This window comes from Pseudomonas sp. GXZC (genome assembly GCF_026967615.1).
Classification (GTDB): Bacteria; Pseudomonadota; Gammaproteobacteria; order Pseudomonadales; family Pseudomonadaceae; genus Aquipseudomonas; species Aquipseudomonas azotoformans_A.
The window spans coordinates 2,382,587-2,407,642 of the sequence record NZ_CP114115.1 but is presented as its reverse complement, the minus strand read 5'-3'; the positions used below and the strand labels follow the sequence as shown (position 1 = coordinate 2,407,642).

Annotated in this window: 12 protein-coding genes and 7 pseudogenes; 15 read left to right on the top strand and 4 right to left on the bottom strand. The window is 61.7% G+C overall.

What is annotated here, in order from left to right; genetic code table 11:
* The first annotated feature begins 23 nt into the window (after positions 1-23).
* Positions 24-933 (top strand): annotated as a pseudogene (locus OZ428_RS11530) (alpha/beta fold hydrolase).
* Here OZ428_RS11530 and OZ428_RS11525 read toward each other — a convergent pair.
* Positions 867-1,871 (bottom strand): GlxA family transcriptional regulator, encoded by a 1,005-nt coding sequence (locus tag OZ428_RS11525; RefSeq protein ID WP_269133419.1) that lies wholly within the window; start codon positions 1,869-1,871, stop codon positions 867-869. The pseudogene OZ428_RS11530 and the gene OZ428_RS11525 sit on opposite strands and share 67 nt — an antisense overlap.
* 90 nt (positions 1,872-1,961) lie before the next feature.
* Between OZ428_RS11525 and inhA the strand changes: the two genes are divergently transcribed.
* Together inhA and OZ428_RS11515 are read left to right on the top strand one after the other, a co-directional pair.
* Positions 1,962-2,642, top strand: a complete 681-nt coding sequence (gene inhA, locus OZ428_RS11520; RefSeq protein WP_038845009.1) for an isonitrile hydratase — start codon at positions 1,962-1,964, stop codon at positions 2,640-2,642.
* A gap of 830 nt (positions 2,643-3,472) precedes the next feature.
* Positions 3,473-4,597: an IS481 family transposase gene (locus OZ428_RS11515; RefSeq protein WP_269130828.1), complete on the top strand. Its 1,125-nt coding sequence runs from the start codon at positions 3,473-3,475 to the stop codon at positions 4,595-4,597.
* 123 nt (positions 4,598-4,720) lie between these two features.
* Here OZ428_RS11515 and OZ428_RS11510 read toward each other — a convergent pair whose 3' ends face one another.
* Together OZ428_RS11510 and OZ428_RS11505 are read right to left on the bottom strand one after the other, a co-directional pair.
* On the bottom strand, positions 4,721-5,359 hold the full coding sequence (locus tag OZ428_RS11510) for a LysE family translocator (RefSeq protein WP_269133418.1): 639 nt from the start codon (positions 5,357-5,359) through the stop codon (positions 4,721-4,723).
* A 655-nt stretch (positions 5,360-6,014) separates the two neighbouring features.
* Positions 6,015-7,164 (bottom strand): IS3 family transposase gene (locus tag OZ428_RS11505; RefSeq protein ID WP_269133417.1). Its coding sequence is split into 2 segments (ribosomal slippage): positions 6,015-6,924 and positions 6,923-7,164, totalling 1,152 coding nucleotides; the frame shifts between segments, so codons are not numbered across the junction.
* Positions 7,165-7,370: 206 nt separating this feature from the next.
* Here OZ428_RS11505 and OZ428_RS11500 point away from each other — a divergent pair.
* The 12 genes and pseudogenes from OZ428_RS11500 to OZ428_RS11445 all read left to right on the top strand — a co-directional run bounded on the left by OZ428_RS11500 (position 7,371) and on the right by OZ428_RS11445 (position 22,667).
* A pseudogene (locus OZ428_RS11500) lies at positions 7,371-8,656 on the top strand (undecaprenyl-phosphate glucose phosphotransferase).
* Positions 8,656-10,114 (top strand): annotated as a pseudogene (locus OZ428_RS11495) (mannose-1-phosphate guanylyltransferase/mannose-6-phosphate isomerase). Before OZ428_RS11500 ends, OZ428_RS11495 begins: the two co-directional pseudogenes overlap by 1 nt.
* A 1-nt stretch (position 10,115) precedes the next feature.
* Complete coding sequence (locus tag OZ428_RS11490) at positions 10,116-11,027, top strand: glycosyltransferase family 2 protein (RefSeq protein ID WP_038845015.1); 912 nt, start codon at positions 10,116-10,118, stop codon at positions 11,025-11,027.
* A 29-nt stretch (positions 11,028-11,056) separates the two neighbouring features.
* On the top strand, positions 11,057-11,833 hold the full coding sequence (locus tag OZ428_RS11485; RefSeq protein WP_033899680.1) for a polysaccharide biosynthesis/export family protein: 777 nt from the start codon (positions 11,057-11,059) through the stop codon (positions 11,831-11,833).
* 14 nt (positions 11,834-11,847) lie between these two features.
* A pseudogene (locus tag OZ428_RS11480) lies at positions 11,848-13,840 on the top strand (GumC family protein).
* On the top strand, positions 13,840-15,027 hold the full coding sequence (locus tag OZ428_RS11475; RefSeq protein WP_269133416.1) for a glycosyltransferase: 1,188 nt from the start codon (positions 13,840-13,842) through the stop codon (positions 15,025-15,027). The pseudogene OZ428_RS11480 and the gene OZ428_RS11475 overlap by 1 nt, the downstream one beginning before the upstream one ends.
* The gene (locus OZ428_RS11470) at positions 15,017-16,345 is read left to right on the top strand and encodes a GH39 family glycosyl hydrolase (RefSeq protein WP_269133415.1); all 1,329 of its coding nucleotides are present in this window, start codon (positions 15,017-15,019) and stop codon (positions 16,343-16,345) included. Before OZ428_RS11475 ends, OZ428_RS11470 begins: the two co-directional genes overlap by 11 nt.
* A gap of 8 nt (positions 16,346-16,353) precedes the next feature.
* Complete coding sequence (locus tag OZ428_RS11465) at positions 16,354-17,571, top strand: glycosyltransferase family 4 protein (protein WP_269133414.1); 1,218 nt, start codon at positions 16,354-16,356, stop codon at positions 17,569-17,571.
* Positions 17,562-18,665, top strand: a complete 1,104-nt coding sequence (locus OZ428_RS11460; RefSeq protein ID WP_269133413.1) for a glycosyltransferase family 4 protein — start codon at positions 17,562-17,564, stop codon at positions 18,663-18,665. Before OZ428_RS11465 ends, OZ428_RS11460 begins: the two co-directional genes overlap by 10 nt.
* Before the next feature lie 2 nt (positions 18,666-18,667).
* A pseudogene (locus tag OZ428_RS11455) lies at positions 18,668-20,093 on the top strand (O-antigen ligase family protein).
* Positions 20,093-21,499, top strand: a pseudogene (locus tag OZ428_RS11450) (lipid II flippase MurJ). Before OZ428_RS11455 ends, OZ428_RS11450 begins: the two co-directional pseudogenes overlap by 1 nt.
* 22 nt (positions 21,500-21,521) lie before the next feature.
* Positions 21,522-22,667, top strand: coding sequence for an acyltransferase family protein (locus tag OZ428_RS11445; protein WP_269133412.1), 1,146 nt, complete (start codon positions 21,522-21,524; stop codon positions 22,665-22,667).
* Here the strand turns inward: OZ428_RS11445 and OZ428_RS11440 are convergent.
* Positions 22,598-24,963: pseudogene (locus tag OZ428_RS11440) on the bottom strand (TonB-dependent siderophore receptor). The gene OZ428_RS11445 and the pseudogene OZ428_RS11440 sit on opposite strands and share 70 nt — an antisense overlap.
* Positions 24,964-25,056 lie beyond the last annotated feature (93 nt).

Here is a 25,056-nt window from a genome sequence, read left to right as displayed (position 1 = left end):
TGGCCAGCCGATGAACGCTCACCATGACCATTACCGCCCCGCTGCTCTGCGTACGTACGTCCATGCTCGATATCGCCTACGAAGCCCACGGCCCCCTCGACGGTGAGCCGGTGATCCTGCTGCATGGTTTCCTATGACCCGCGCGGCTATGACGCGATTGCGCCGGTACTGGCCGAGCGTGGCTACAGGGTACTGGTGCCGTACCTGCGCGGTTACGGCCCGACGCGCTTTATCAATGAGCAGGTGATGCGTTCCGGGCAGCAGGCGGCGTTGGGCAAGGATCTGCTGGATTTCATGGATGCATTGGCGATCCCGCAGGCCACCCTCGCCGGCTACGACTGGGGTGGGCGAGCCGCGTGTATCGTTGCGGCATTGTGGCCCGAGCGGGTACGCGGGTTGGTGACCGGGGATGGCTACAACATCCAGGACATTGCCAAATCCCTCGCCACGGGCGCCTGTGACGGAGCATCGCTTGTGGTACCAGTTCTACTTCCATACCCAGCGCGGCGTAGACGGGTTGACCGCCAACCGTGGCGAACTGTGCAAGTTGCTGTGGGCGCTTTGGTCGCCCTCCTGGGCCGAGGGGCCGGGGCTGTATGACCAGACGGCGCCGTCGTTCGATAACCCGGATTTTGTCGAGGTGGTGATTCACTCCTATCGCCACCGTTTCATGTATGCCCCGGTGACCCGGCGCTGGAAGCCATCGAGCAGGCGCTGGCGTTGCAGCCGCCGATTTCGGTACCGAGCATTTCGCTGTGCGGTGCCGATGATGGCGTGGGCCCGCCGCCTGAAGTGGATGATGATGTCGAGCATTTCAGCGGGTTTTACCGACGCCAGGTACTTCCCGGCGTGGGCCACAACATTCCTCAGGAAGCACCGCAAGCCACGCTTGATGCGCTGCTGGAGCTGCTTGGCGAAAAGCGTTCGCGGTAAGCCTGGGGTGTGACCGACAAGGCGCGCAGGAAGCTGCGACGCAGGGTCTCTTCGCTGCCAAAGCCACACTGCACGGCGATGCGTTTGATCGATACTGGGCTGTCAGCCAACTGCCGGCGCGCGGTTTCGACGCGGATCAATTCGACGGCGCGTGCCGGGGTCTGGCCGGTTTCGGCGCGGTAGTGGCGTACAAAGCTGCGTTCGCTCATGCCAGCTTGAGCGGCCAGGGTCGAGATGCTCAAATCCAGGGTGAGGTGTTCGGCGATCCACGCGTGGAGTTCGGCGAAGCGGCTGTCGTCTTTTTGCAGGGACAGGGTCACGCTGAATTGGGACTGGCCGCCGGGACGCTTGAGGAACACCACCAGGTGCCGCGCCACTTCCAGCGCCACGGCGCGGCCCAGGTCTTCTTCCACCAGCGCCAGGCACAGGTCAATGCCAGCAGTGACGCCGGCAGATGTCCAGACGGCGCCTTGCTGGATAAAGATCGGGTTGGACTCCACCGTCAACGCCGGGAATTTGCGCGCCAGTTCTTCGCAACGCGTCCAGTGGGTGGCCACACGACAGCCGTCGAGCATGCCGCTGGCGGCCAGCAAAAACGCGCCGGTACACACCGAGGTCATGCGCCGGGTATGCCTGGCTTTCTCGCGCACCCACTCCACCAGCGCCGGGTCTTCGGCGGCGCCGTAAACGCCCCAGCCACCGGCAATCACCAACGTATCGCACGGTGCATCGACGGCGGGCAGCGGTTCGGCCAGCAGTGCCAAGCCAGCCGACGTCATCACCGGCTCCGCTTGCGCGGCGATCACCGACACGGCGTAGGGCAACGGCAGGCCGCGTTGACGCGCCAGGTCATTGGTGGAGGCGAACACCTGCAACGGCCCGGTGACATCCAGCACCTGGGCGTTATCGAAAGCGAGTACGTGGACGATTCTGGGCATGATTGGCGTGATTCGTGGGTTCAATGGCGTATTCGCCAAAGCCTAGGTTTCTAAAGTGAAGCCGTCCACCCCTTTGACGGAGCGCTATTCATGACCTTGCAGATTGGCTTTGTGTTGTTCCCCGGCATCCAGCAACTGGACCTCACCGGTCCTTATGACGTGTTGGGTTCGTTGCCGGATGTGAAGTTGCACCTGGTGTGGAAAGACCTGGAACCGGTCACTTCCAGCACCGGCCTGGTGTTCACACCGACCATGACCTACGCCGATTGCCCGCGCCTGGATGTGATTTGCGTGCCCGGTGGCTCAGGGGTCGGGGCGCTGATGGAGGATCCGCTGACGTTGGACTTCCTCAAGGTACAAGCTCAGACCGCGCGCTATGTGACGTCGGTGTGCACCGGCTCGCTGGTACTCGGCGCCGCCGGTTTGTTGCGCGGGCGCAAGGCGACCACGCACTGGGCCTATCACGACCTGCTCGCCCCGCTCGGTGCGATCCCGGTGCAAGAACGCGTGGTACGCGACGGCAACCTGTTGACCGGTGGCGGCATTACTGCCGGTATCGACTTCGCCCTGACGTTGGCGGGCGAGTTGTACAGCGAAGCGGCGGCGCAACTGGTGCAGTTGCAGATTGAATATGCACCGGCACCGCCGTTCGATTCCGGGCGTCCGGACACGGCGCCCAAGCATGTGTTGGAGGAAGCCAACAAGCGCACGGCGGAATCGCGCAGGGTGCGTGGGGAGATCGTTGCGCGGGCTGCGGCTCGGTTGGGGTGATTCTGCTAAACAACTTTAGATATCTTCTTGACCCCCAATGTGCAAGAGCGATGTTTGGGTCAGGTTGGGGGCATATCCGTTTTTGGGTAACGGCTGCTTATGGTTCCGCTCTTACAGCGGCTCACTTTTGAAGAGCGCGCAAAGTAAGCAAAACGCTCTTGCCCCAACACTCGGCACCTCGCCTAGGCTCGGTGTGCCCGTAATCCGACAGGGATTTGGGGGGCCGCCGCCACGCGCCATCCATGGCGCGGGGCGGCTAAACCGGCATCCCTGCCGGTTTACCCCCAAATCCCTATCGAATTCCGGCCAGCGTGTTTGACGGGGCGCCTAAGATCAAAATCAAAAACAGAGCCAGAGCCAGAGCAGATTGATATCTACCTGATATAGGAGATCTAAATTGTGGAGCGGGCTTGCTCGCGAAAGCGGTGGATCAGTCAAAGATGTAATAGCTGACACCCCGCCTTCGCGAGCAAGCCCGCTCCCACATTTGGACCGAGACCGGCTTCCAGAGACCGGTCGGCTACTAGGCCGCCGCGCTTTTGCTTTTGATCTGAGGCGCCCCGTCAAACACGCTGGCCGAACGCAGGCTTGAATCCGTGGGTAACCCGGCAGGACGCCGGGTTAGCCGCGCTGGGCCAAGGATGGCCCATCGCGGCGGCCCACGGATTCAAGCCTTCGTTCGGGCACACCGAGCCTAGGCGAGGTGCCGAGTGTTGGGGCAAGAGCCTTTTGGTTACTTTTGGGCTCTTTTTGTATGGACCGGACACATGGTGGACGGGTGGGGACATGGTGGACACTTTTCGGCGAGCCAACTTCGCCGGAAAGCCATCATGCCCTGGAACACGAGAGACACCATGAGCCTGAAAGAAGAGTTCATTGCCTTTGCACGGCAACCCGGTAGTAATAAACGAGAGCTATGCCGACGATTCGGCATCAGTCCGCAAACGGCCTACAAGTGGCTCAAACGCTACGAAGCGCACGGTCAGCCAGGGCTGCAAGAGAGGTCTCGCAAACCGGCCACCAGTCCCAAACTGACCACCGCAGCTCTGGAAGCGCAGGTCATAGCACTTAGGCAAGACCATCCAGCATGGGGTGGACGCACAATCAGCAGCCTCTTGAACAAGCAGATCGCTCCCAGCACCGTCACCAATGTCCTGCACCGGCACGGTCTGATTCAGCCTTCTCAGAAGGAACAAGAGGCAAAGCTGAGATTTGAGCACGATGCGCCTAACGATCTTTGGCAGATGGATTTCAAAGGGCATTTTCCTACGCAAGAAGGCCGATGCCATCCGCTGACCATGCTGGACGACCATTCACGATTCAATTTGGCAATTCAGGCCTGTGACAACGAGCGTGGAGCTACGGTGAAGGAGAAGATGATCGAGGTATTCCAACGCTTCGGATTACCGGCTCGCATCAACGTTGATAACGGCCCGCCATGGGGCTCGCCACGCAACCCTGGTGAAATCACAGAGCTAAGTATCTGGTTGATTCGCCTAGGAATTCGGATCAGCTTCAGCCGTCCATACCATCCTCAAACAAATGGAAAAATCGAACGTTTCCACCGCTCACTCAAGGCCGAAGTGCTTGAAGGGCGTCATTTTTCCACTACCAAGGAGGCTCAAAAAGCGTTTGATCAATGGCGTGAGATTTATAACCTACAACGTCCTCATCAAGCGTTGGATTACAAGGTACCTATGGACCGGTATCGCTCCAGCCCCTGGATTTATCCGCAGCAGTTATCGGAGTTTGAATACGGTCCGGATGATGTGCTGGCTAAGGCTTATCACAGTCGATTTCGCTTTCAGAAACGCTATTTCAGCATTGCCAAGGGTTTGGCTGGGCTTCATATCGCGATACGGCCTAACCCTGAAAGTGATGGCCTTTTTGATGTCTACTTCTGTCATCACTTCCTACGAACGATCGACGTGAGCAAACCTGACTATGGTTCATAATGTGTCAACCATGTCCCCGCACATGTGTCCACCATGTATCCGGTCCATACAGGCTCTTTTCAAAAGTGACCCGCCGTAAGGGCGGAACCAATACCCGCCGTTACCCAAACAACGGATATGTACTCAGGATGGCCGAGACATCACCGCCAAACGCACCGCCAGCACCGTCAGCACCGTCAGCACCGTCGCCAACCCCCACTTCTGCAGCCAGGCACCCTTTGAGCGCCTGGCAAAAAACCGGCTGAGCGCTCCACCAAACACCCCCAGCAGCACATGAAACACCGCTGCAATCAAGGTCAGCACGCCCCCCAGCACCATCAACTGCACCGCAATAGACCCCGCCTCCGGCCGTACAAACTGCGGCAAGAACACCAGAAAAAACAGCAAAGCCTTGGGATTGAGCAAACTGTTGAGCATGGCTTGCAGAAACACCCGCCCCACGGGCACACGACTGACATGCACAGCGTCGCCTCCAGCATTTTTCTGCAACGTCTTGAACACCAACCACAGCAAGTAGACCACCCCGGCATACCGGATCAGGTCAAAGGATGGCGGCCAACTGGCAACCAACGCCGTCACCCCGGTAGCCGTCAAGGCCGTCAGCAACAGGTCAGCCACGCCGATGCCCAAGGCCGACGCCATCCCACCACGCCAGCCGTGGGTCACGCCATGGCTGATCACAAAGGCCATGTTCGGCCCCGGCGATAGCAACAACAACAGCACTGCACCGGAAAATACCGCCAAGGTCGCAAGGTCGATCATGCTCAAAGCCATCCACCGGAAAAAGCCTGCAGATTAGTCGGTGTCCCTGGGGCGGACAAAAAATTGTGCTGGATACAATGCTCTGCGGTAACTGCGAATGGCCACGCGACTACAACACTGCCGGCACCGCCTCGCTGGGCAACTTCTACCGTGCCCCCGCATCATTTCATAGTTACTGTTCCAGACAACTTCCCTGCAGACGAAAGCCCCGCAGACAGGGCACTTAGTGCGCCCTGCCAATCCCTGCCTGTCCCCCTTTCCCACCTCGTTTCGAAAAAGGTTTTTCCATTAAGCAGGAAAAATCTCACATTTGTTCCTACACTCAAAAACACAGCTAATGACCGAGTGTTCAGACAAGGAACGTCAATAAAATGCCGAAGAAAAGACTCATTAACCTGTCTAGCATGCCACCTCCGCACCATAGTCAATTCATTGACTGAATACAGTAAGGGAACACTCCTTTAGTCACTACCCCCGCAAAATCCCTTCAAATGGATAGCTGCATTTGGAATGGAAAGTTGCGTATTACCCAGAGTAGCCGGTTTGATCTGAGCTCTAAAGCAGCCTGCTGCTTTATTGAACACACCCTCAAACAGCGAAGTCTGGAGTGCAATGAGGGATGTTTTTATGCGAGAGATGAATCGCCCCTGGTTTCCTAGACACTCTCCAAGCTCAGGAAATAGCGTTTCTCATATTCTATTGGAGACAGCTGCATAGCACTGCTGTGTCGGCGTTTAGGGTTATAGAACATTTCGATGTAATCGAAAATATCACTTCGGGCTTCTTCACGGGTTGTGTAGATCTTTCGTCGGATTCGCTCCCGCTTCAAAAGCTGGAAAAAGCTCTCGGCTACGGCATTGTCGTGGCAGTTTCCCCGCCGGCTCATGCTGCTGATTACATTGTTAGCCTTCAAGAAGCTTTGCCAATCTGAGCTACTGAACTGACTACCTTGATCTGAGTGAATCATCACTTGCTGCTGTGGCTTACGTCGCCACACAGCCATCAACATTGCGTCGATAGCCAGGTCGCTGCACATCCTTGGCTTCATTGACCAACCAATTACTTGGCGTGAGAACAGATCCAGCACTACCGCCAGATAGAGCCATCCTTCATAGGTGCGGATGTAAGTGATATCTGTCACCCAGACCTTGTTCGGCTCACTGACCTTGAACTGCCGCGCGAGGTGGTTGGGCGAGGCCACTGTTGGTTTTCCACCGTAAAACCCTGGACGCCGCCGATAGCCCGTTTGCGAACGCAGCCCCTCCGCCTGCATCAAGCGCCCGACTCGATTTCGTCCGCATTCCTCTCCCAGCTCACGTAGGTCATCGTGAATTTTGCGGTAGCCGTATACACCTCCGCTTTCTAGCCAAGCGTGTTTGATCAAGCCAAGCAGACGTTGATCTTCTTTTGCTCGGGCAGATTGAGGCTCGGCCAGCCAGGCGTAGTAGCCGCTGGGGTGCACCTTGAGGGTTTGGCAAAGGCGCCGCACCGGGTAATCAGTCGAGTGCTTCTTGATGAAGGCGTACTTCAGCCGCACTCCTTGGCAAAGTACGCGGCGGCCTTTTTAAGATGTCTCGCTCTTCCGTCACGCGCTTGAGTTCAGCGCGCAGCTTGCGCAGTTCGGCCTGCTGATCGTCGTCTTGCTGACGCTGCTCTTGGGGCTTGCTGTAGACCTTGATCCAGGCGTAAAGGCTATGCACGGACATGCCCAGGCGCTGGGCGACATCGGCGACAGGTTTGCCTTTTTCGGTCACTTGCTTGACCGCTTCGATCTTGAATTCTTCGGGGTAACGCTGACGACTCATGGCACCTCCTATTTGGGCCTCATTATGAGGCTTGGAGGTGTCTAGGAAACCAGGGGCGATTCAAGAAGTCGTCCGTCGACAGTTTGTTTTTAACACGCGCCGGTTTTGTTGAGTTCTTTGTTGTTTTCGTCAAGTTGATCCATGGCCTGACGGCCATTTTGCCCCCACTGGTCCTGGTGCTCTTCCTGGACCCGATGGACCCTGAGCTGCGCGCCCATTTCCTGGGGCTGCTGGTGTTTTTCGCGGTCCTGACCATTATTCTGTTCCAGGCTCTGGGCATCTATTCCGAAGAATTGTTCAGCAACCGGCTGCGCTTGAAAACCAAGATCAAGGCCTGGACGGCGGCCTTTGCATCCTGCTGTTCATGTACCAGATCCTGCAGTTCTTCCCACAGTTGACCCCGCGCAACCTAGTGACCTGGTACGTCGCCAGCCTGGCGCTGTTCTGCCTTGAACGCCTGGTGATGTTGCGCCTGTACCGTCGGCTGATGCGGTCCGGCAAATACCTGCAACGCACGGTGATCCTGGGCTTTACCGACACGGCCGTGCACGTCGCTGATCACTTGCAGCGCAACGGCGATATCCGTTCCGGCCTGATCGGTTTCATCGACGACCGCACCGAGCGCATTCCCAAGGAACTGAGCAACCTGCCGTTGCTGGGCAACACCCGCGACCTGGAAAAACTGATCCGCGCAGAGCAGGTCAATCAAGTGATGATCTGCCTGCCCTGGGCCGCCGAGCAGCGCATCCACGGTTTGGTCAACCGCCTGCGGCAGTTGTCTGTCAACGTGATGCTGGTGCCGGACATGGCCGCCCTGCGCTACGGCCACAGCAAGATTACCGACGTGGGCGGCATTCTGATGTTCAACACTTCGCAACTGCCGCTGCGCGGCTGGTCGCCGGTGATCAAACGCTGTGAGGATTTGCTGCTCGCCAGCCTGGCCTTGGTCGCGCTGTCGCCGGTGATGCTGGCGACGGCGATTGCGATCAAGCTCGACTCCAAGGGCCCGGTGCTGTTTCGCCAGAATCGCTATGGCTACAACGACAATGAAATCCGCGTGTTCAAGTTCCGCTCGATGTACACCGACCAGAGCGACTTCACCGCCGAACGCCAGACCACCCGCGAAGATCCGCGCATCACCCGCGTGGGCCGCATCATCCGCAAGACCAGCATCGACGAGCTGCCGCAACTGTTCAATGTGCTGCTGGGCAACATGTCCATGGTCGGCCCGCGCCCGCATGCCACGGCGACCAAGGCGGTAGCATTCCCTTTGAAGTGGCGGTCAGCGAGTACAGCTCACGGCACCGGGTCAAGCCGGGTATCACCGGCTGGGCGCAGATCAATGGTTACCGGGGCGAGACCGACACCCTGTTCAAAATCCAGAAACGTGTCGAGTACGACCTGGAGTACATCTCCAAGTGGTCGGTGTGGTTTGACTTGTACATCGTCTTCATGACGGTCCCGCGTCCTTTCCACCAAGGAAGTCTATTGATGAATACCCTCAACGGATTAATTCCCTGCATCATTTCCGGTGGTTCGGGCACGCGGCTGTGGCCGGTGTCCCGGCAGAACATGCCCAAGCCGTTCATGCGCATGCGCGACGGCCAGAGCCTGCTGCAAAAAACCTTCCAGCGCGCCGCCAAATTGCCCGGCGTGGAAAGCGTGTTGACGGTGACCAACCGCGACCTGCTGTTCCGCACCCTGGATGACTATCGCCTGGTCAATAAGGCCCACCTGCCCCTGGACCTGTTGCTGGAGCCGTTCGGCCGCAACACGGCGGCGGCAATTGCCGTGGCAGCGTTGCACGTGCAGGAACACTTCGGCGGCGACGCGCAGTTGCTGGTGATGCCCGCCGACCATTTGATCCTCAACGAGGTGGCGTTCGCCGAAGCCGTGACCCAGGCCCGCGACCTGGCCGAAGCCGGCTACCTGGTGACCTTCGGCATCCAGCCGGATCATCCGGAAACCGGCTTTGGCTACATCGAGCAAGGCGAGCCGTTGAGCACGGGCAACCGGGTCAAACGCTTCGTCGAAAAACCCGACCTGGCCACTGCCCAGGCCTACCTCGACGGCGGCAAACACCTGTGGAACGCCGGCATGTTCTGCTTCAAGGCCAGCACGCTGGTGGACGAACTCGCCGCCCATGCGCCCGACGTGCTCGAAGCCGCCCGCGCCGCGCTGGACCACAGCCAGAGCCTGCAGAACAGGACCTCGCGCCAGCGCGAACTGGACTCGGAGGCCTTTGGCAGCGCGCCGGATATTTCCATCGACGTGGCGCTGATGGAGAAGTCCAAGCAAGTCGCCGTGGTGCCCTGCGACATCGGCTGGAGCGACATCGGTTCCTGGGAAGCCCTGCGCCAGCTCACCCCCAGCGACGCCCATGGCAACCAGGTCAATGGCGAAGCAATTCTGCATGACGTACACAACTGCTACATCGACTCGCCCAAGCGCGTGCTCGGTGCCGTGGGCGTGCGTGACCTGATCATCGTCGACACCCCGGACGCCCTGTTGATCGCCGACGCCCACCGCAGCCAGGATGTGCGCTACATCGTCGCCGAGCTCAAGCGCCAGAACCATCCGGCGTACAGCCTGCACCGCACGGTCACGGTAGTGGGGCACCTACACCGTGCTGGAAGAAAGCAGCCGCTTCAAGATCAAGCGCATCGTGGTCAAGCCCCAGGCGTCGCTGTCGTTGCAGATGCACCACCACCGCAGCGAGCACTGGGTGGTGGTCAGCGGTGCGGCGCAGATCACCAACGGCGAGCGCGAATTCCTGATCAACGCCAACGAGTCCACCTACATCCCCGCCGGGCACAAACACCGCCTGACCAACCCCGGCATCATCGACCTGGTGATGATCGAGGTGCAGAGCGGCGAGTACCTGGGCGAGGACGACATCGTGCGCTTCGACGACATCTACGGGCGCGCCCCGGCTGAAGTGAAAAAATGATATGCGTACGTCTCTGATCATCCCGACCCGTAACGCCTCCAGCCACCTGGCACGCCTGCTGCCGGCGCTGCGCATGCAAACCCTGCAACCTGACGAGATGCTGGTGGTGGACAGCGCCTCCAGCGATGACACCGTGGCGCGCTTTCGCGAGTTTGGCGCACGGGTCGAGGTGATCGACGCGCGCGACTTCAACCACGGCGGTACGCGGCGCTGGGCTAGCCAACAGGTAGGCGGCGATGCACTGATCGTGATGACCCAGGACGCGATTCCCGCCACCCCCGAGACCTTCGCCAACCTGCTCGCCGAATTGCAGCAGGACCCACTCAACGGCGTGGCGTATGGCCGCCAGTTGCCGCACCCCGATGCCGGTGTGCTGGGTGCGCAATCGCGGCACTTTAACTACCCAGAACAGAGCCGCAGCAAGAGCCTGGCCGATGCGCCGGAGTTGGGCATCAAGACCTGCTTCAGTTCCGACTCGTTTTCCGTGTACCGGCGCAGCGTGCTGGAAGCAGTGGGCGGTTTTCCAGCGGATGTGATCGGTAGCGAAGACGCCTTTGTCGCTGCGCGCATGCTGCTTGAAGGCTACAAGGTGCGCTACGCCGCCACGGCGCTGGTGCATCACTCCCACGATTACAAACTCATGGATGAGTTTCACCGCTACTTTGATATCGGCGTGTTCTACGGCCGCGAACCGTGGATCAAACAGGCCTTTGGCGACGCGGGGGGCGAAGGCAAGCGCTATGTGCTGGCCGAACTCGCGGCCTTGCGCAAAGCCGGGGCCTTGCACCGCGTCCCCGAAGTGCTGGTGCGCAGTGCATTCAAACTGCTCGGCTACCGGCTGGGCCATCTGGAGCGTCGCCTCCCCCTCGCCCTCAAGCGGCGCATCAGCATGTTTCCCGGTTATTGGAGGTGAGCATCATGACCTACAGGAAGTCCCCCTTGATGAAACGAACCCTGCTCGTCGTGGCCATGATGGCCCTGGCCGCCTGCAATACGCCGGCACGCATCGTCCCGCCCGACGGCAAGACCGTCGAGGAAGGCAAACGCGCCCTTGAGCAGCTTGCCCAGCTGCCGCCGGCGGTGGAACGCATCCGCATCGGCGACCAGTTGCGCATCGTGCGCGATGCCGGCGAAATGCCGACGCTGTCGGCGTTCAACGTCAGCACCATTTATGAGCTGACGCTGTACACGGTGCAGACCGACGGCAAGATCAACTACCCGTTCCTGGGGCCGGTGCAGGTCGCCGGTCGCCAGCCTTCGGAACTGGCCACGGAGTTGACCGGCAAACTCGCACCCATCTACCGCGAACCGCGCGTGACGGTGAACATCAACCAGGCGCCGGGCAGCTCGATCATCGTCGGCGGCGCGGTGAATAACCCGACGGCGGTGCAGCTCGGCACGGCCAACACCCTGGAGCAGGCCATCCTCGGTGCCGGCGGGGTCAGCGCGGCGGGCAACGCGAGCATGGTCGCCCTGCTGCGCGAAGACGCCCAGGGCGCGTATCGCGCGTACTTCCTGGACTTCAGCCAACTGCTCAAGACCGGCCCCAACGGCCGCAAACCCGTGCGCCTGCAACGCGGCGATGTGGTGTTCGTGCCCAAATCCAACGTGGGCGAGCGCATCCAAGGGGTGGATACCTACATGAACCAACTGATCCCGTTCACCAAGTCCATTGGGGTGGGCTACAACTACACCCGAACCAGCGGCGGCAATAACTAAAGGAGCGACATCCCATGATCGAGATCCGTTCTTTTCGTGATCTTCTGCGCTTGTTCTTCATCTTCCGGCACGAGTTCAAACTCGCGGCGATTGCCGCGCTGGTGATCATCCTGCTGGGGGCGTTCCTGCTGCCGGCCAAGTATGAATCCACCGCGCGGCTATTGGTGAAACCGGGGCGTGATTCGACCTTGCCCATCGAGATCAGCAACCGCCAGGCGCTGGTGATGCCCAGCACCCAGCGCGACCCGATTGTCGATGAGGAGCGCCTGCTCACCACCGTAAGCCCATCGTGCGTGCGGTGGCCGAGCATTACCTGGAAGTGATCGAAAACGCGCCGCCGCCAGAGGGCTTCTGGAAGCGCACCAAGTACTACGTCAAGAGCGGCGTGGGGGCCGTGTTCGACGGCGTGCGCGTAGTCATGGAAACCGTGGGTATCGTTGAGAAAACCACCCCGGTCGAACGCCTGGCCGCCGGCCTGGAGAAGAACTTCGAAGTGAGCCACGCCGCCGGTTCCACGGTGATGGACATCACGTTCAAGTGGAGCGACCCGGAAATCGCCCAGGCGGTGGTCAAGGATTGGGTCGAGACCTACATCAACGAGCGCACCGAGGCCTTGGGCCGCAAGAGCCTGTATGCCTTCTATGAGGGCCAGGTGGCCAACAGCGCGACCGAGATCAAGAGCTACAAGGAACAGATCCTCACGCACCTGAACGAGATCGGCGCGGCGAGTATCACCGACCGCCTGGAAGACTTGTCCGAGCGCATCAACGTGCTGCGCGGCGAGACCTTCAATACCACGCGGCTGATCGCATCCTCCGATAGTGCCATTGCGAGCACGCGCACCCAGCTCAAGGGCCAGCCCAAGGAAGTCACCACGGTTCGCCAGATCGCACTGAACCCGCAGCAGCAGGATTTGCGTCGCCTGCTCAACCAGAAGCTGCTGGAAAAGGCCGACATGATGCGCACCTACACCGACAACGCGCCGCCGGTCAAAGCCCTGGACGCGTCGATTCGGGCGATGCAGGTGCAGGTCAACAGCGAGGCCAGCACCGTGCAAGCCTCGGAAAACCGTGCGCCGAACACCCTGGAAATCCACTTGCAGCGCGTGTTGCTGGATGAAACCAGCAACAACCTGGCGCTGCGCACCCAGCTGGTTCAACAGCAGAAACAACTGGTGAACCTGGAAGCGCAACGCAAAGAGGCCCTGGAGATTGAACCGGAGCTGGCCCGCCTCTCCCGCGAGCTGAACACCACCGAGCGCAACTACGCGCTGTACGTGGATAACCTGGAAAAATCGCGCATCGACCGTGAGTTGGACAACAGCCAGATCAGCAACATCGCCGTGATCGAAGAAGCCACCCTGAACCCGGGCCGCATCTTCCCGAAAACCCTGGTAATGCTGGTGTTGGCGATCCCGTTTGCCATCGTGGTCGGCCTGCTGGTGATCTACCTGTGCTACCTGCTCGACCAGCGGATTCACGACGGTGGCCTGGTGGAGCGCAAGTTCGGCCTGCCCTGTGGACCACCCTGCCGGAGCTGGACACCTCCACCGCGCAAAGTACCAACGCGTTCAATGCGAGCATCTACCGCTTGTACAGCCTGCTGCAGCCCGACCGCATTGCCGAGCAAGGCCTGACCCTGGGCCTGACCTCGGCGCGCCATGGCGAAGGGGTGACCTTTGTGGTCGAACAACTGCGCCAGTTGCTGCACGAGAACGGCATCAACGTGCGGGTCGGCGGGCTGGAAGCCGCCGCGCCGGGTGAAGTGGTACTGCTCGACGCCTCGGCCCTGCTGGACAACCGTGAGGCGTTCGTCAACCTGCGCCGTGCCGACCTGATCGGCCTGGTGGTGGAAGCGCGCAAAAGTACCGTGCCGGTGGTGGAGCACGCGCTGTCGATCCTCAACACCGCGTTTGGCAAGGTGGACGGCATCATCATCAACCGCCGCAAGTTCGAAGTGCCGGGCAAAGTGCTGCACACCATCGGCAAATACCGGGGAGCGTTCTGATGCGTATCGCCCTGCTCGCGCCCTTGCCGCCGGAAAAGAACGGGATCGCCGACTACGCGAACCATTTCCGCACGGCACTGGAACAACTCGGCGTGACGGTGCTGACACCGTTGGCCGGGGTGGCGGGCAATTCCGAGGCGATCCAGCACGCTATCGCGGCGTTCGACTGGCAGTCCGTCGACCTGGTGCACGCCGAGTTGGGCGGCGGGCGGCTGGGGGAATTCCTGGCCTTGCGTGAACTGCGCAAGGCTTACCCGCAGCTGCCGTTGACCGCCACCGTGCATGACCCGGAGCGCATCGTGTGGCGGCGTGAACACCTGCCCTTCCCCTTGAACCTGATGGAACGTTTGCCGAGCCCGTTGCCCCAGGCGGCAGTGGTGCTGGCCGACCCGCTGACCCTGCGCGAAGAACGCCAAGTCGCCAAGGGGCTGACCCGGTTAGTAACCCTCACCCGCTTGGGCGCCGACTGCTTGACCCAACGCATGCAACTGCCGGCCGGCAAAGTCGCGGTGATCAACCATGCCAACCTGGCGATTGCACCGGCGCCGCTACCGTCACTGGACACCCTGCGGCTGCTGTATTTCGGCTTTATCTACCGTGGCAAAGGCATCGAAGATCTGGTGCAAGCCTTGGCGGATGTGTTCAAGCAAGCCCCCGAATTGCGCCACCGCGTGCGCCTGACCTTGGCCGGTGGCACGGCCGCCGAAATGGCGTTTGGCGCGGGCGGCAACTACCTGGAACAACTGAACGCGCAGATCGCGGCACTGGGCCTGACCGACGCCATCGACTGGCGCCTGAACCTGCCGGCCGATGACATCGCCCAGACCATCCAGGCCCACCATGTGATGGTGCTGCCCTACCGTGAATCGAAAAACTCGGCCTGCTCGGGCGCCAGCGCGGCACCAGTGGCGCGTTGTCCTGGGCCACCGCCTGCGGGCGCGGCGCGATCACCTCCGACGCGCGCGTTTGCCGAGGAAGTCGCCAGCGGCAACGGCGCGATCTACCCCGAAGGCGATGTGCCCGCACTGGGCGAACAACTGCTGCGCCTGGCGCGCACGCCACTGCTGGCGCGGGATTGGGCTGAGCGCGCCGGGGAAATCGGTCGCGAACGCCTGTGGCCGTTGACCGCGCAGAAATTCAAACAACTCTTCGAGCAGGCCATCAGCGGAGCCCCTTATGGCGCGTAAACGCACCTACCTTGCCACCTTTGCGCTGGTTGCCGCCCTGGGCCTGACCGCATTCTTATGGGGACGCCAAGCGGACGCCGAAAGCCATGTGCTCAAGGGCAGCAAGGAGGTGGTGTGGAAGGATTTCCTGGGGGTGAATGCGCAGTTCCTGTGGTTCAGCCCCGAGCGTTACCAGAAGCAGATCGACCGCCTTAAGGCCCTGGGCCTGGAGTGGGTGCGCCTGGATTTGCACTGGGATCAACTGGAAACCGCGCAGAACCAATACAAGCTCGCCACCCTTGATGAACTGGTGGGCAAGCTGCAACAGAACCAGATCAAGTCGGTGTTTTACCTGGTGGGTTCGGCACGCTTTATCACCAGCGCGCCACCGCTGTCGCTGTACCCGGACCAGTACCCGCCAAAAGACCCCAACGTGTTCGCCAACCGCATGGCGTTGCTCTCCCAGCGCTACCCCAGCGTCGACGCCTGGCAAGTCTGGAACGAACCCAACCTGATCGGCTTCTGGCGCCCGGTGGCAGATCCTGCCGGCTACGCGAACCTGTTGACCGTCACCACCAACGCCTTGCGCGCAGTGAACCCGACCAAACCGGTGGTCGCCGCCGGCATGGCGTTCTTCAGTGAAATGCCCAACGGCCAGACCATGTTCGATGCCTTGGGCGCGCTGGGCGTGGTCAGTCTGAACACGATCATCTCCTACCACCCCTACACCCAATTGCCCGAAGGCAACGACCCGGCCAACCTGGATTTCATCGCCAAGACCACCCAGCTCAACCAGGCCCTGCGCAACGGCGGCGTGCAAACCTTGTGGAGCACCGAGTGGGGCTGGTCGACCTATAAGGGGCCCAAAGACGCTCAGGACATCATCACGCCACAGGCACAGGCCGACTACGTGGTGCGCCGCCTGGCGCTGATGAGCGCGATGGATTACGACAAGATTTTCCTGTTCACTTTGAGCGACCTCGACCAGCGCGCCAGTGTGCGTGACCGCTCCTATGGCTTGCTCGACATCGACACCAACCCCAAGCCGGTCTACACCGCGCTGAAGAACTTCCTCGATGTCAGCGGGCCGAAGCTCACGCCGGGCGATCCGCCGGCTGCCGACGCATTGCCCGACGGCCTGTTCAGCATCGGCTGGACCCGCACCGACGGGCGCAAGCTGTGGTTCTTCTGGGCGGCCCAGGGCGGCAACGCGCACCTGCCGGGCTTGGCCAGCGCCACCCTGTACGACCCGCTGCGCGGCACACAAACCCCGGTGAGCGGCACCAACGGCCTGACCGTTCCGGTCAAGTCGAACCTGCAAATTCTGTTATGGGAGTGAGGCCTGCCATGCGCATTTTATGGATCCTGCCCTACTCGCCCTGGCCCGCCACCAGCGGTGGCAAGACGCGCCAGTTCCACCTGCTGCGCAGCCTGGCCGCGCGTGGGCATCGGATCACCTTGCTGCTGCATGACAAACACCCGGTGTCGCTCACCGACCGCCAGGTGCTGGAGGCCTTTCTCGAGCAACTGATCATCCTGCCGCGTCGCCCGTTGCGCAGCGTGAAGACCCTGATCGCCGGGCTGTTCGCGCCCTACCCGCTGCTGGCCAGCGTGAATGGCTTGTCGGGCGCGTTGCAGGACCGCTTCAACCAACTGCTCAACGAGCATTGGGATGTGGTGCAGATCGAGCACACGTACACCTTTCAACCGTATGAAGATGCGCTGGCGCGTAAATCCCAGCCGTTCGTGCTGACCGAACACAATGTCGAGTCCGCGCTTGGCGCGGCCACGTATGACCGCCTGCCAGGCTGGTCGCTGCCGTTCATTCGCTACGATCAATGGCGCTATACCCGCTGGGAACGCCGGGTGATGCGCCAGGCCACGCAGGTGGTGGCGGTGACCGACAGCGACGCCCAGACCCTGGAAAAAATCGCCGGCAAACCGGTGTCGGTGGTGGTCAATGGCGTGGATTGCGATCACTTCGCAGCCGCGCGTCCCGACCCGTCGACTCGCCGCGTGCTGTTCCTTGGCAACTACGAATACGCGCCCAACGTGGATGCCATCGAGTGGGCCCTGGATGAAATCCTGCCCAAGGTCTGGGCGCGTTGCCCGGACGCGCGCATGAGTGTGTGTGGCTTCGGCATGCCCGAAAGCTGGCGTGAACGCTGGCCGGATCCGCGCATTGAATGGCAGGGTTTTGTGCCCAACCTGCTGAAATTGCAGTCGAGCTGTTCGGTGTTTCTGGCGCCGTTGCGTCACGGCGGCGGTTCCAAGCTCAAGGTGCTGGAGGCGTTGGCCGCCGGCTTGCCCTTGGCGAGTACCGAGCAAGGCGTGTCGGGGTTGGACCTGGTCGAAGGCCTGGACTACCTCGGCGGGCAGACCGCCGCAAGCCTGGCCGACGCCGTGGTGCGCCTGCTGCAATTTCCCGACGCCGCCGCGCCCATGGGCGAAGCCGGCCGTGCCTATGTGCGCCGCGCCCATGACTGGAGCGTCGCCGCCAGCCAGTTGGAAAAGGTGTACGCCAGCCTTTCGCCCCTGACTCACAAGGAGCCCGCATGCGTGTAGGCCTGGATTACCGCACCGTCGGCACCTCGCCGCAATCGGGCATCAGCCGCCAGGTGTACGCGCTGGAAAGCGCCCTGCACGGTCTGCCGGGCATCGAGCTTGAGCGGTTTACCGTGGCGCCCCTGGGCGATGAAACCCGTTTGCAGGCCCATTGCCCGGTCTGGGGCTGCGCCAAGACCGCGATGCACCAGCCGCAGAATCGCCTGAGGTTCGAGGCCGGTTTTCTGCCGCGTGCGTTGCGTGAACAGCAGATCGATTTGTACATCAGCACCTTCAACATGGGCCTGCCTTTGCCGCCCAAGCCGAAGGGGCTGCGCACGGTGGTGCTGTTGCATGACCTGTTTCAGATCACACTGAACAACTACCACGCCAACCGCCTGAAGGCGCTGATCTACAAGACCAGCGATCGCCTGTCGATTGCCTACGCGGTGCACAGCGCCGACCGGGTGTGGACGCCGTCGCAATACAGCGCCGATGAAACCGTGCGGTTGTTTCCCAAGGCGGTAAGCAAGATTCGCGTATTGCCCAACCAGGTCGATGGCTTTGCCGACCTGGCGGCGGACCTCAGCGCTCGCCAATTGCCCGAGCGCTTTTGGTTGCTGGTGGGCACGCGTGAGCTGCGCAAGAACGTGCCGTTCCTGGTCGACGCCTGGCAGCGGGCGCGGCAGCAATCGCCCGCCGTGCCGGAGTTGGTGCTGGTGGGCAGTCTTGAGCATTTGCCCGAGGCCCAGCGTACCCTGCCGGGGATACGCGCACTCAGTGGCGTGTCGGACGCCGAATTGCACGCGCTGTACCGCCAGGCCTCGCGCCTTTGGCAGCCTTCCTATGCCGAAGGTTTCGGCCTGCCGGTGATCGAAGCTTTGAGCGTCGGCACCCCGGTGGCGGTGGCCAGCGGTACTTCGCTGGATGAAATCACGCCGCCCTCGGCGCCGCGTTTTTCGCCCACCGACGGCCCGGCGTTGACGCAACTGATGCTCAGCCTCGGCGAACGCACTGAAGAAGCATCCCCCGAGCAACACCGGCAATGGGCGCAACGCTTCAACCATCACGCCTATCGCCGACGCCTGGCCGAATTGATCGAGGAACTGAAGTGAGAATGACCCTGCCCAGCCTCGTCGCCATCCTCTTCGGCCTGTTGTTTGGCGCCGTTGCCCTGTTGTTGTCGCCGGCCAAGGCGTTCCTCGCCGTGATCGGCCTGGCCGGGGCGGTGACCATCCTGCGCTTTCCTTTCTGGGGCCTCCTGCTCTTTGCCTTGGTGGCGACGTTCATGCCGTATTCCACGATCAACCTGGGCATTCGCAGTACCGTCAGCGAAGCCATTTTGGCGATGACCTGGGGCGCCGTGCTGTGGAACAGCTTCCTGGTGCGCCTGCCGGATACGCCGAGCCTCACCCGGCGCCCGACCGACCAGATGCTGTTGTGGCTGATGCTGTTCAGTGTGTTTCCCTTTATTGTCGGCCAGGTCACCATCCACGCCGACAGCAGCGGCGTGGCCAACTGGCTGCGTTGGTTGCTGAACTTGTCGGGCGTATTCCTCTGCGCCAAGTTGCTGGTGGACCACAAGCACCGCGAGTCCTGGTGATCGCCCTGCTGCTGGGCAGCCTGGCGATGCTGGTGCTGTCGATTGCGGTGTTCGTGCGCACGCGCTCCGGGGCCGGCATCGCGCCAGTGCTGGCGCTGTTCAACTACGGCAACTTCGACATGCTGAAATTCGGCCTGGAAGCCATGGCTTCGCGCATGGGCTCGCCGTGGATGCACCCGAATGCCATCGGCGGGATCATGGCGCTGTTGCTGCCCCTGGCCTTCTGTTTCGGCATGACCGAACAAGGCTGGAAACGTGCATTGGGCCTGGGCGTGGCGTGCCTGGGCGCGGCGGCCTTGCTGCTGGCGAGTAGCCGGGGGGCGATGGTCAGCCTGGCGTTGGTGCTGCTATGGATGGCCACGCGCCGGGTGCCCTACACCGGGCGTCTGCTGATGATCGGCGCGGTGTTGACCGTCGTGCTGGTGATGGCCTACCCACCGTTGCAGGAACGCTTGGCGACGATCTTCTCTTCGAGCAACGCCAGTACCGAAGTACGTTTCGACGAATACCGCATGTTCCCGCAGGCGGTGGCGTCGTACCCGTTCGGCATCGGCTTCAAGGTCGACCCACCGGTGCCTGACACCCACCTGCTGGGCATCTCCAACCTGTGGCTGAACTACATCTACAAGACCGGCATCGTTGGCATGCTGTTCTTCATCGCGGTGACCGTGCGCTGGTGGCGTGAAGCCCGCCCGGAAAACGGCCCGATCCGTCTGACCAAGGACAATGCGCTGTGGCTGGGCACCACGGTAGGATTCTCTCGGCGCTGGTCAGCGGCCTGTTCGACCACTACTTCAGCTTCGCCGTGGTGATGGTCGCGCTGTTCTGGCTGATGGTCGGCATCAACGTGCTGGAGGCACGGCGGCTGTTTCCGGCACGCCTGCCGCAGGTCAAACCGGTGGTCTTTCGCAAACCCGTGCTTGATGGCGCGAAGCCCTGATGCTGGGCTCCGCCGTCTGGCTGACGCTGGCGACACTGCTGGGCCTGTGCCTGGGCTTTGCCCGCGAATGGTTGCTGGTGGCGGCCTGGGGCGCGGGCGAGCGCAGTGATGCGTTCCTGATTGCGCTGTTTTTGCCGGAAGCGCTGCGCATGTCACTCGCCGGCGGCGTGCTGAGTGCACGCGCTGCCGCTGTACCTGGCGCGCAAGGACGACGAACGTCTGGGCTGGCTGGCCGTGTTGTTCCCGGCGCTGCTGCTGATCGCGCTGATCACCAGCCTGTTGCTGACGCTGTTCGCGCCGTGGCTGGTGCAACTGCTCGGACCGGGCTTGGCGGCGAGTGCCACGGCGCTCGCCAGCAGCAACTTGCAGATCGTGGCCTGGTGCGTGCCGGGGCTGATGCTGCACGCGCTGTTCAGCATCCCGTTGCAGGCCAGCGAGCGCTTTGTGCTGGCCGGCCTGGGTTCGTTGTTGTTCAACCTGCCACCGGTAACCTACCTGGCCCTCGCTGGCACCGCGACCCAACCGCACTCGCTGGCCCTGGCCTGCCTGGCCGGCAGCCTGTTGATGCCGTTGGCGCTGCTGCCATCGATGTGGCGCCAGGGCTGGCGGCCGTGGCGCTGGCAGTTTTCGTGGGCGCCACTGCGAGAGTTGGGCCAGCGCATCGGTCCATTGTTGTTGAGCAACGGCGCCAGCCAAGGCCTGGCCCTGATCGAACGGCTGGTGGCGTCGCTGCTGGGTGAAGGCGCGGTGACCTGGGTCAACCTGGCACGCAAGCTGATGAACCTGCCGCTGATTGCACTGATGAGCCTCAACCAAGTGCTGCTGGGCATGATGAGCCGCCGCCAGGGCGATGAACGCCTCGCCCTGCTCAAGCGCGGCTTGAAACCGCCAGCGTACTGACCCTGCCCGCCGGTGTCGGCCTGGTGGCAGCGGCCCCGAGCCTGGTGGCGTTGCTGCTGCCCAAGCAATCGCTGGACTCGCCATTGCCGCTGCTGCTGGCCTGGTTTGCCGTGCCGTTGGTATTTGGCGCCTGGAACGCTTTGCTCGCGCGGTATGCCTACGCGGTAGGGGACACGCGCCAGCCATTGCGCTGCGAATTGCTCGGCAGCCTGGTCAACGTGATGCTGCTCGGCGTGCTGCCGTTTGTGTTCGGCTTGGCGGGGATTCCGTTGGCGGCATTGGCCGGGGTGATCTGCACCGCGCTGCTGCTGATGCACCGCCAGGCCTTGCTCGGCGCCCTGCCTTGGGTGCGGAGCTGGCTGCTCAGTGCCGTGCTGATGGGCGTGGCGGCGTTGGCGCTGTATCGGATTGAAGGCGTGTGGCTGCAACTGGGGCTGAGCACCCTGGCCGGCGCCGTGGTGTTGCTGGGGATGGGGCTGTGGCTCAAGCCGTGGCGCAAGGCATGAATGATCGATCGGGGATAGGCGGATGAAACATCGTTGGATTCAAATGGACATTGCCAAGGGCATCGGCATCCTGATGATCGTGTACGGTCACAGTTGGTTCGTGGCGAACTCGCTGGAGTTGCAGTACCCGATCATCGCCTCGTTCATCTTGCCGTTGTTCTTTTTCCTCTCCGGCGTTTTTTTCAAGCCCGAGCAGCCGTTTGTGGAGATGGCCGTGCGCAAGGCCGATGGCCTGCTCAAGCCGTTTTTCTTCACCATGCTGGTGTACGTGATCGTACGCGACGTGCTCCGCGGCCAAGCCCTGTTGCCGGATATCGGCGGCGTGCTGTATGCCTCGGTGGATACCATTCCCTGGCAGGCACTGTGGTTTCTGCCGCATTTCTGGGTAGCGATCCTGTTCAGTTGGGTGATGCTGCGCCTGATCCAGCGCCTGAAGCTGTCACTGCCGGTGAGTTGCCTGCTGATGGTGGTGCAACTGTTGATCGGCATCTGGGTACTGCCGTGGTTCTGGCAAATCCCGGTGAGCGTCGGCGGGCAGACCTGGACGTTGCCCGGCCTGCCCTTCGGCCTGGAAATCACCCTGATCAGCAGCACCTACTTCATCTGCGGCTACCTGCTGCGCGACTGGCTGCGTCGACATGAGGGATCGTGGCTGGGGCTGCTGATGTCGGTGGCATTGTTCGCCGCCGTGTTCCTCTACAGCCACGCCACCATGGACTTGGCGCAGCGCCGCTACGACCACTGGCTGTGGACCAGCCTGCTCGCGGTGCTCGGCGTGTACGCGTGCTGGTCGCTGGCGCGGGTGCTGATGGTATCGACCGTCATCACACGGGCGATGACCTACATTGGCCAGAACACCTTGATCCTGCTGATCTTCCACGGCGAGATCCAGCACAAGACGGTTGACCTGCTGGAGCGCCTGGGGCTGCACGCGCTTGTGGCGGCCTGCGTGGGTTTTGGGGTGGCCGTGGTGGTGCCTTTGTTGATCGGGGAAGTGATCAAGCGGGTGGCGTTTTTGCGGTTTTTCTACTTTCCGTTTCCGGTGCGCAAGGCGCCTGTCGCAAAACGGCGCCTTGAGGGCGCCGTTCAATCGCTACGTCAGAAGTCGTATTTGACGCTGGTCATCAGGTTACGCGGCGGCCCGTACATGCCGTGGTTGCCGGCGTAGCTCAGGTATTCACGGTCGAACAGGTTGTTGAGGTTCAGCGAGGCGCTCAGTTTGGGTGTCACGTCGTAGCGCACCAGCAGGTGAGTGATGGCGTAGCTGCCCTGGCTGAAGGTGTGCAGGTCTTCCCCGACCTTGCTCTGCCAGTTCACCCCGCCGCCCACGGTCAGTTTGTTGAACGCGCCAGGCAAACGGTAGGAGGTAAAGGTCTTCAGGCTCTGGCGCGGCAAGGTGGTGACGATGCGTTTGTCGTCGGCATCGGTGCTGACCGCATAGGCATAGCCGGCGGAGGCCTGCCAGCCGTCAGCGAGTTCGCCGTTGAGTTCCAGCTCCACGCCTTCGGTGGTGGTGCCCTGCTCGTTGCGGTAGGTGTTGCCGCCCGGGGTGTCGATCCAGATGGCCAGGTTGTCCTGCTCCAGCTTGAACAACGCCAGGCTGGTGTTCAGCTTCTCGTCGAAGAAGCTGCCTTTGAGGCCGACTTCATACCCTTTGCCCTCCATCGGCGGCAGCGCCTTGTTATTGATGTCGCGTACCCAACTGGCCTGAGGGTTGAAAATTTTGGTGTAGCTGGCATAGGCCGACCAATTGTCGGTGAGGTCATACACCACGCCAGCGTAAGGAATATAGACGCCGGTTTCCGATTCGTCGGAGCGTGTCGCCGTGCCGCCGTAAGGGCGGTCTTCGGTTTCGCGCTTCCAGTCGATCACGCGGCTGCCGAGGATCACGCTCAGGTCATCGGTGACCCGCAGCCGTGTGCTCAGGTAGGCGGCGTATTGGCTCTCATCCACCGAGGATTTGCCGGTGACATTGAACACGGGCTTGGCTGACTGGCCGTCCCAGTTGAGCAGGTTGTCGATGGCACCGGCAGGCGAGCTGGAATAGTCGTAATGCCATCCGCCGTAACTCGGCACGCTTTCCTTGTATTTTGACAAGGTGACACCCGCGATCAGCTCGTGCTCACGGCCGAGCAGGTCGAAGGGGCCGGTGGCGTAAAGGTCGAGGTTGTCCTGGCGCGGTGTACCGGAGAAACGCACCGGTAATTGGGTGGTGCCGCTGCCATCCGGGTTGAGGGACCCGTTGACGTAGTTGAAGACTTCGTCGAACTGGTTTTCGGTGCGGGTGAATTCGGCCTTGGCGCTCCAGCCGCTGTCGAACTTATGTTCGATAGACGTGAAGAAGCTGGTCTGCTCATGATCGTTGTAGGACCAGGCCGGAGCGGTGTTCAGCGAACGGTTAAGGTTAGTGCGCGAACCGTCGGTAAACCGTGTGGGCAAACCGGAACGCGCTGGCGAATCGACGTCGGTGCGCAGATAGCTGAAGCCCAAGGTCAGCAGCGTGGCTTCGCTCAGGTCGAATTCGGTGATGCCATAGAGCAGTTGGGTTTCCTGCTTGTAGCGGTCGATCCAGGCGTGTTCGGTCTTGTAGTCCGCGACCAGCCGGCCGCGCACATTGCCGGTTTCGGTCAGCGGGCCGGAGACGTCCAGGCCCGTGCCATAACGGTCCCAGGTGCCCCCTTCAGCCGTGACGCTGGCGCGAGCCTCGGTACCGTCGGGCGTTTGCGGATCAGGTTGATGGTGGCCGCCGGATTGCCCATGCCGCTGATCAGGCCAGTGGCGCCGCGCACGATCTCGACACGGTCGTACATGGCCATGCTTTGGGTGTAATTGTCCATGCGCGTGGCGGTGGGCACACCATCGATTTCGAAGTTCTGGATCTGGAAGCCACGCGAAAAATAACCGTCACTCTCCGAGCCCAGGCCATCGCGCAACACAATGATGCCGGGAGTGGCATCGAGGGTGTCACTGAGGTTGGTGAGGCGCTGATCATCCAGGCGCTGGCGGGTCATTACGGTGAGCGACTGCGGGGTTTCCCGTGGCGTCAGATTCAGGCGCGTCGAGCTGCTGGACGACTGCGTGGTATAGGAACCGGTGCCTTCGGTGGTCGAGCCCGGTGCCTTGCCCGAGATCGATACGGTGCCCAGTTGCAGCGCGCCATCCGCCGGGCGTGGCTCCAGTGAATAGTGGTTTGCGCTGCCATGCACCGCTTGCAGATCGCTGGTGCTGAGCAGGATCGCCAGGCCAGTGTCCAGGTCATGCCGGTAGTGCAGGCCGGGGCTGGTCTTGCCATCCGTGAGCGCCGCCGGGTACGACAACAGGATCTGGCTGGCCTGACCGAACTGATTGAGCGCCCCGGCCAACGAGCCGGCCGCAATATCGAAATCCAGGTCCGGTGCCGCTTGAACCCAGGTCGACGCCAGCAACAATGGCGTGGCGACCGTCACGCTGGCGATGCCTTGCATGACGGCCAGGGCCAGAGAGGTTTTCAACGTTCTGCGATGTGGTGTGCGTGGCTGCATGCCCAATTCCCCAGTGAAGGTAGTGTCTGGGGATAT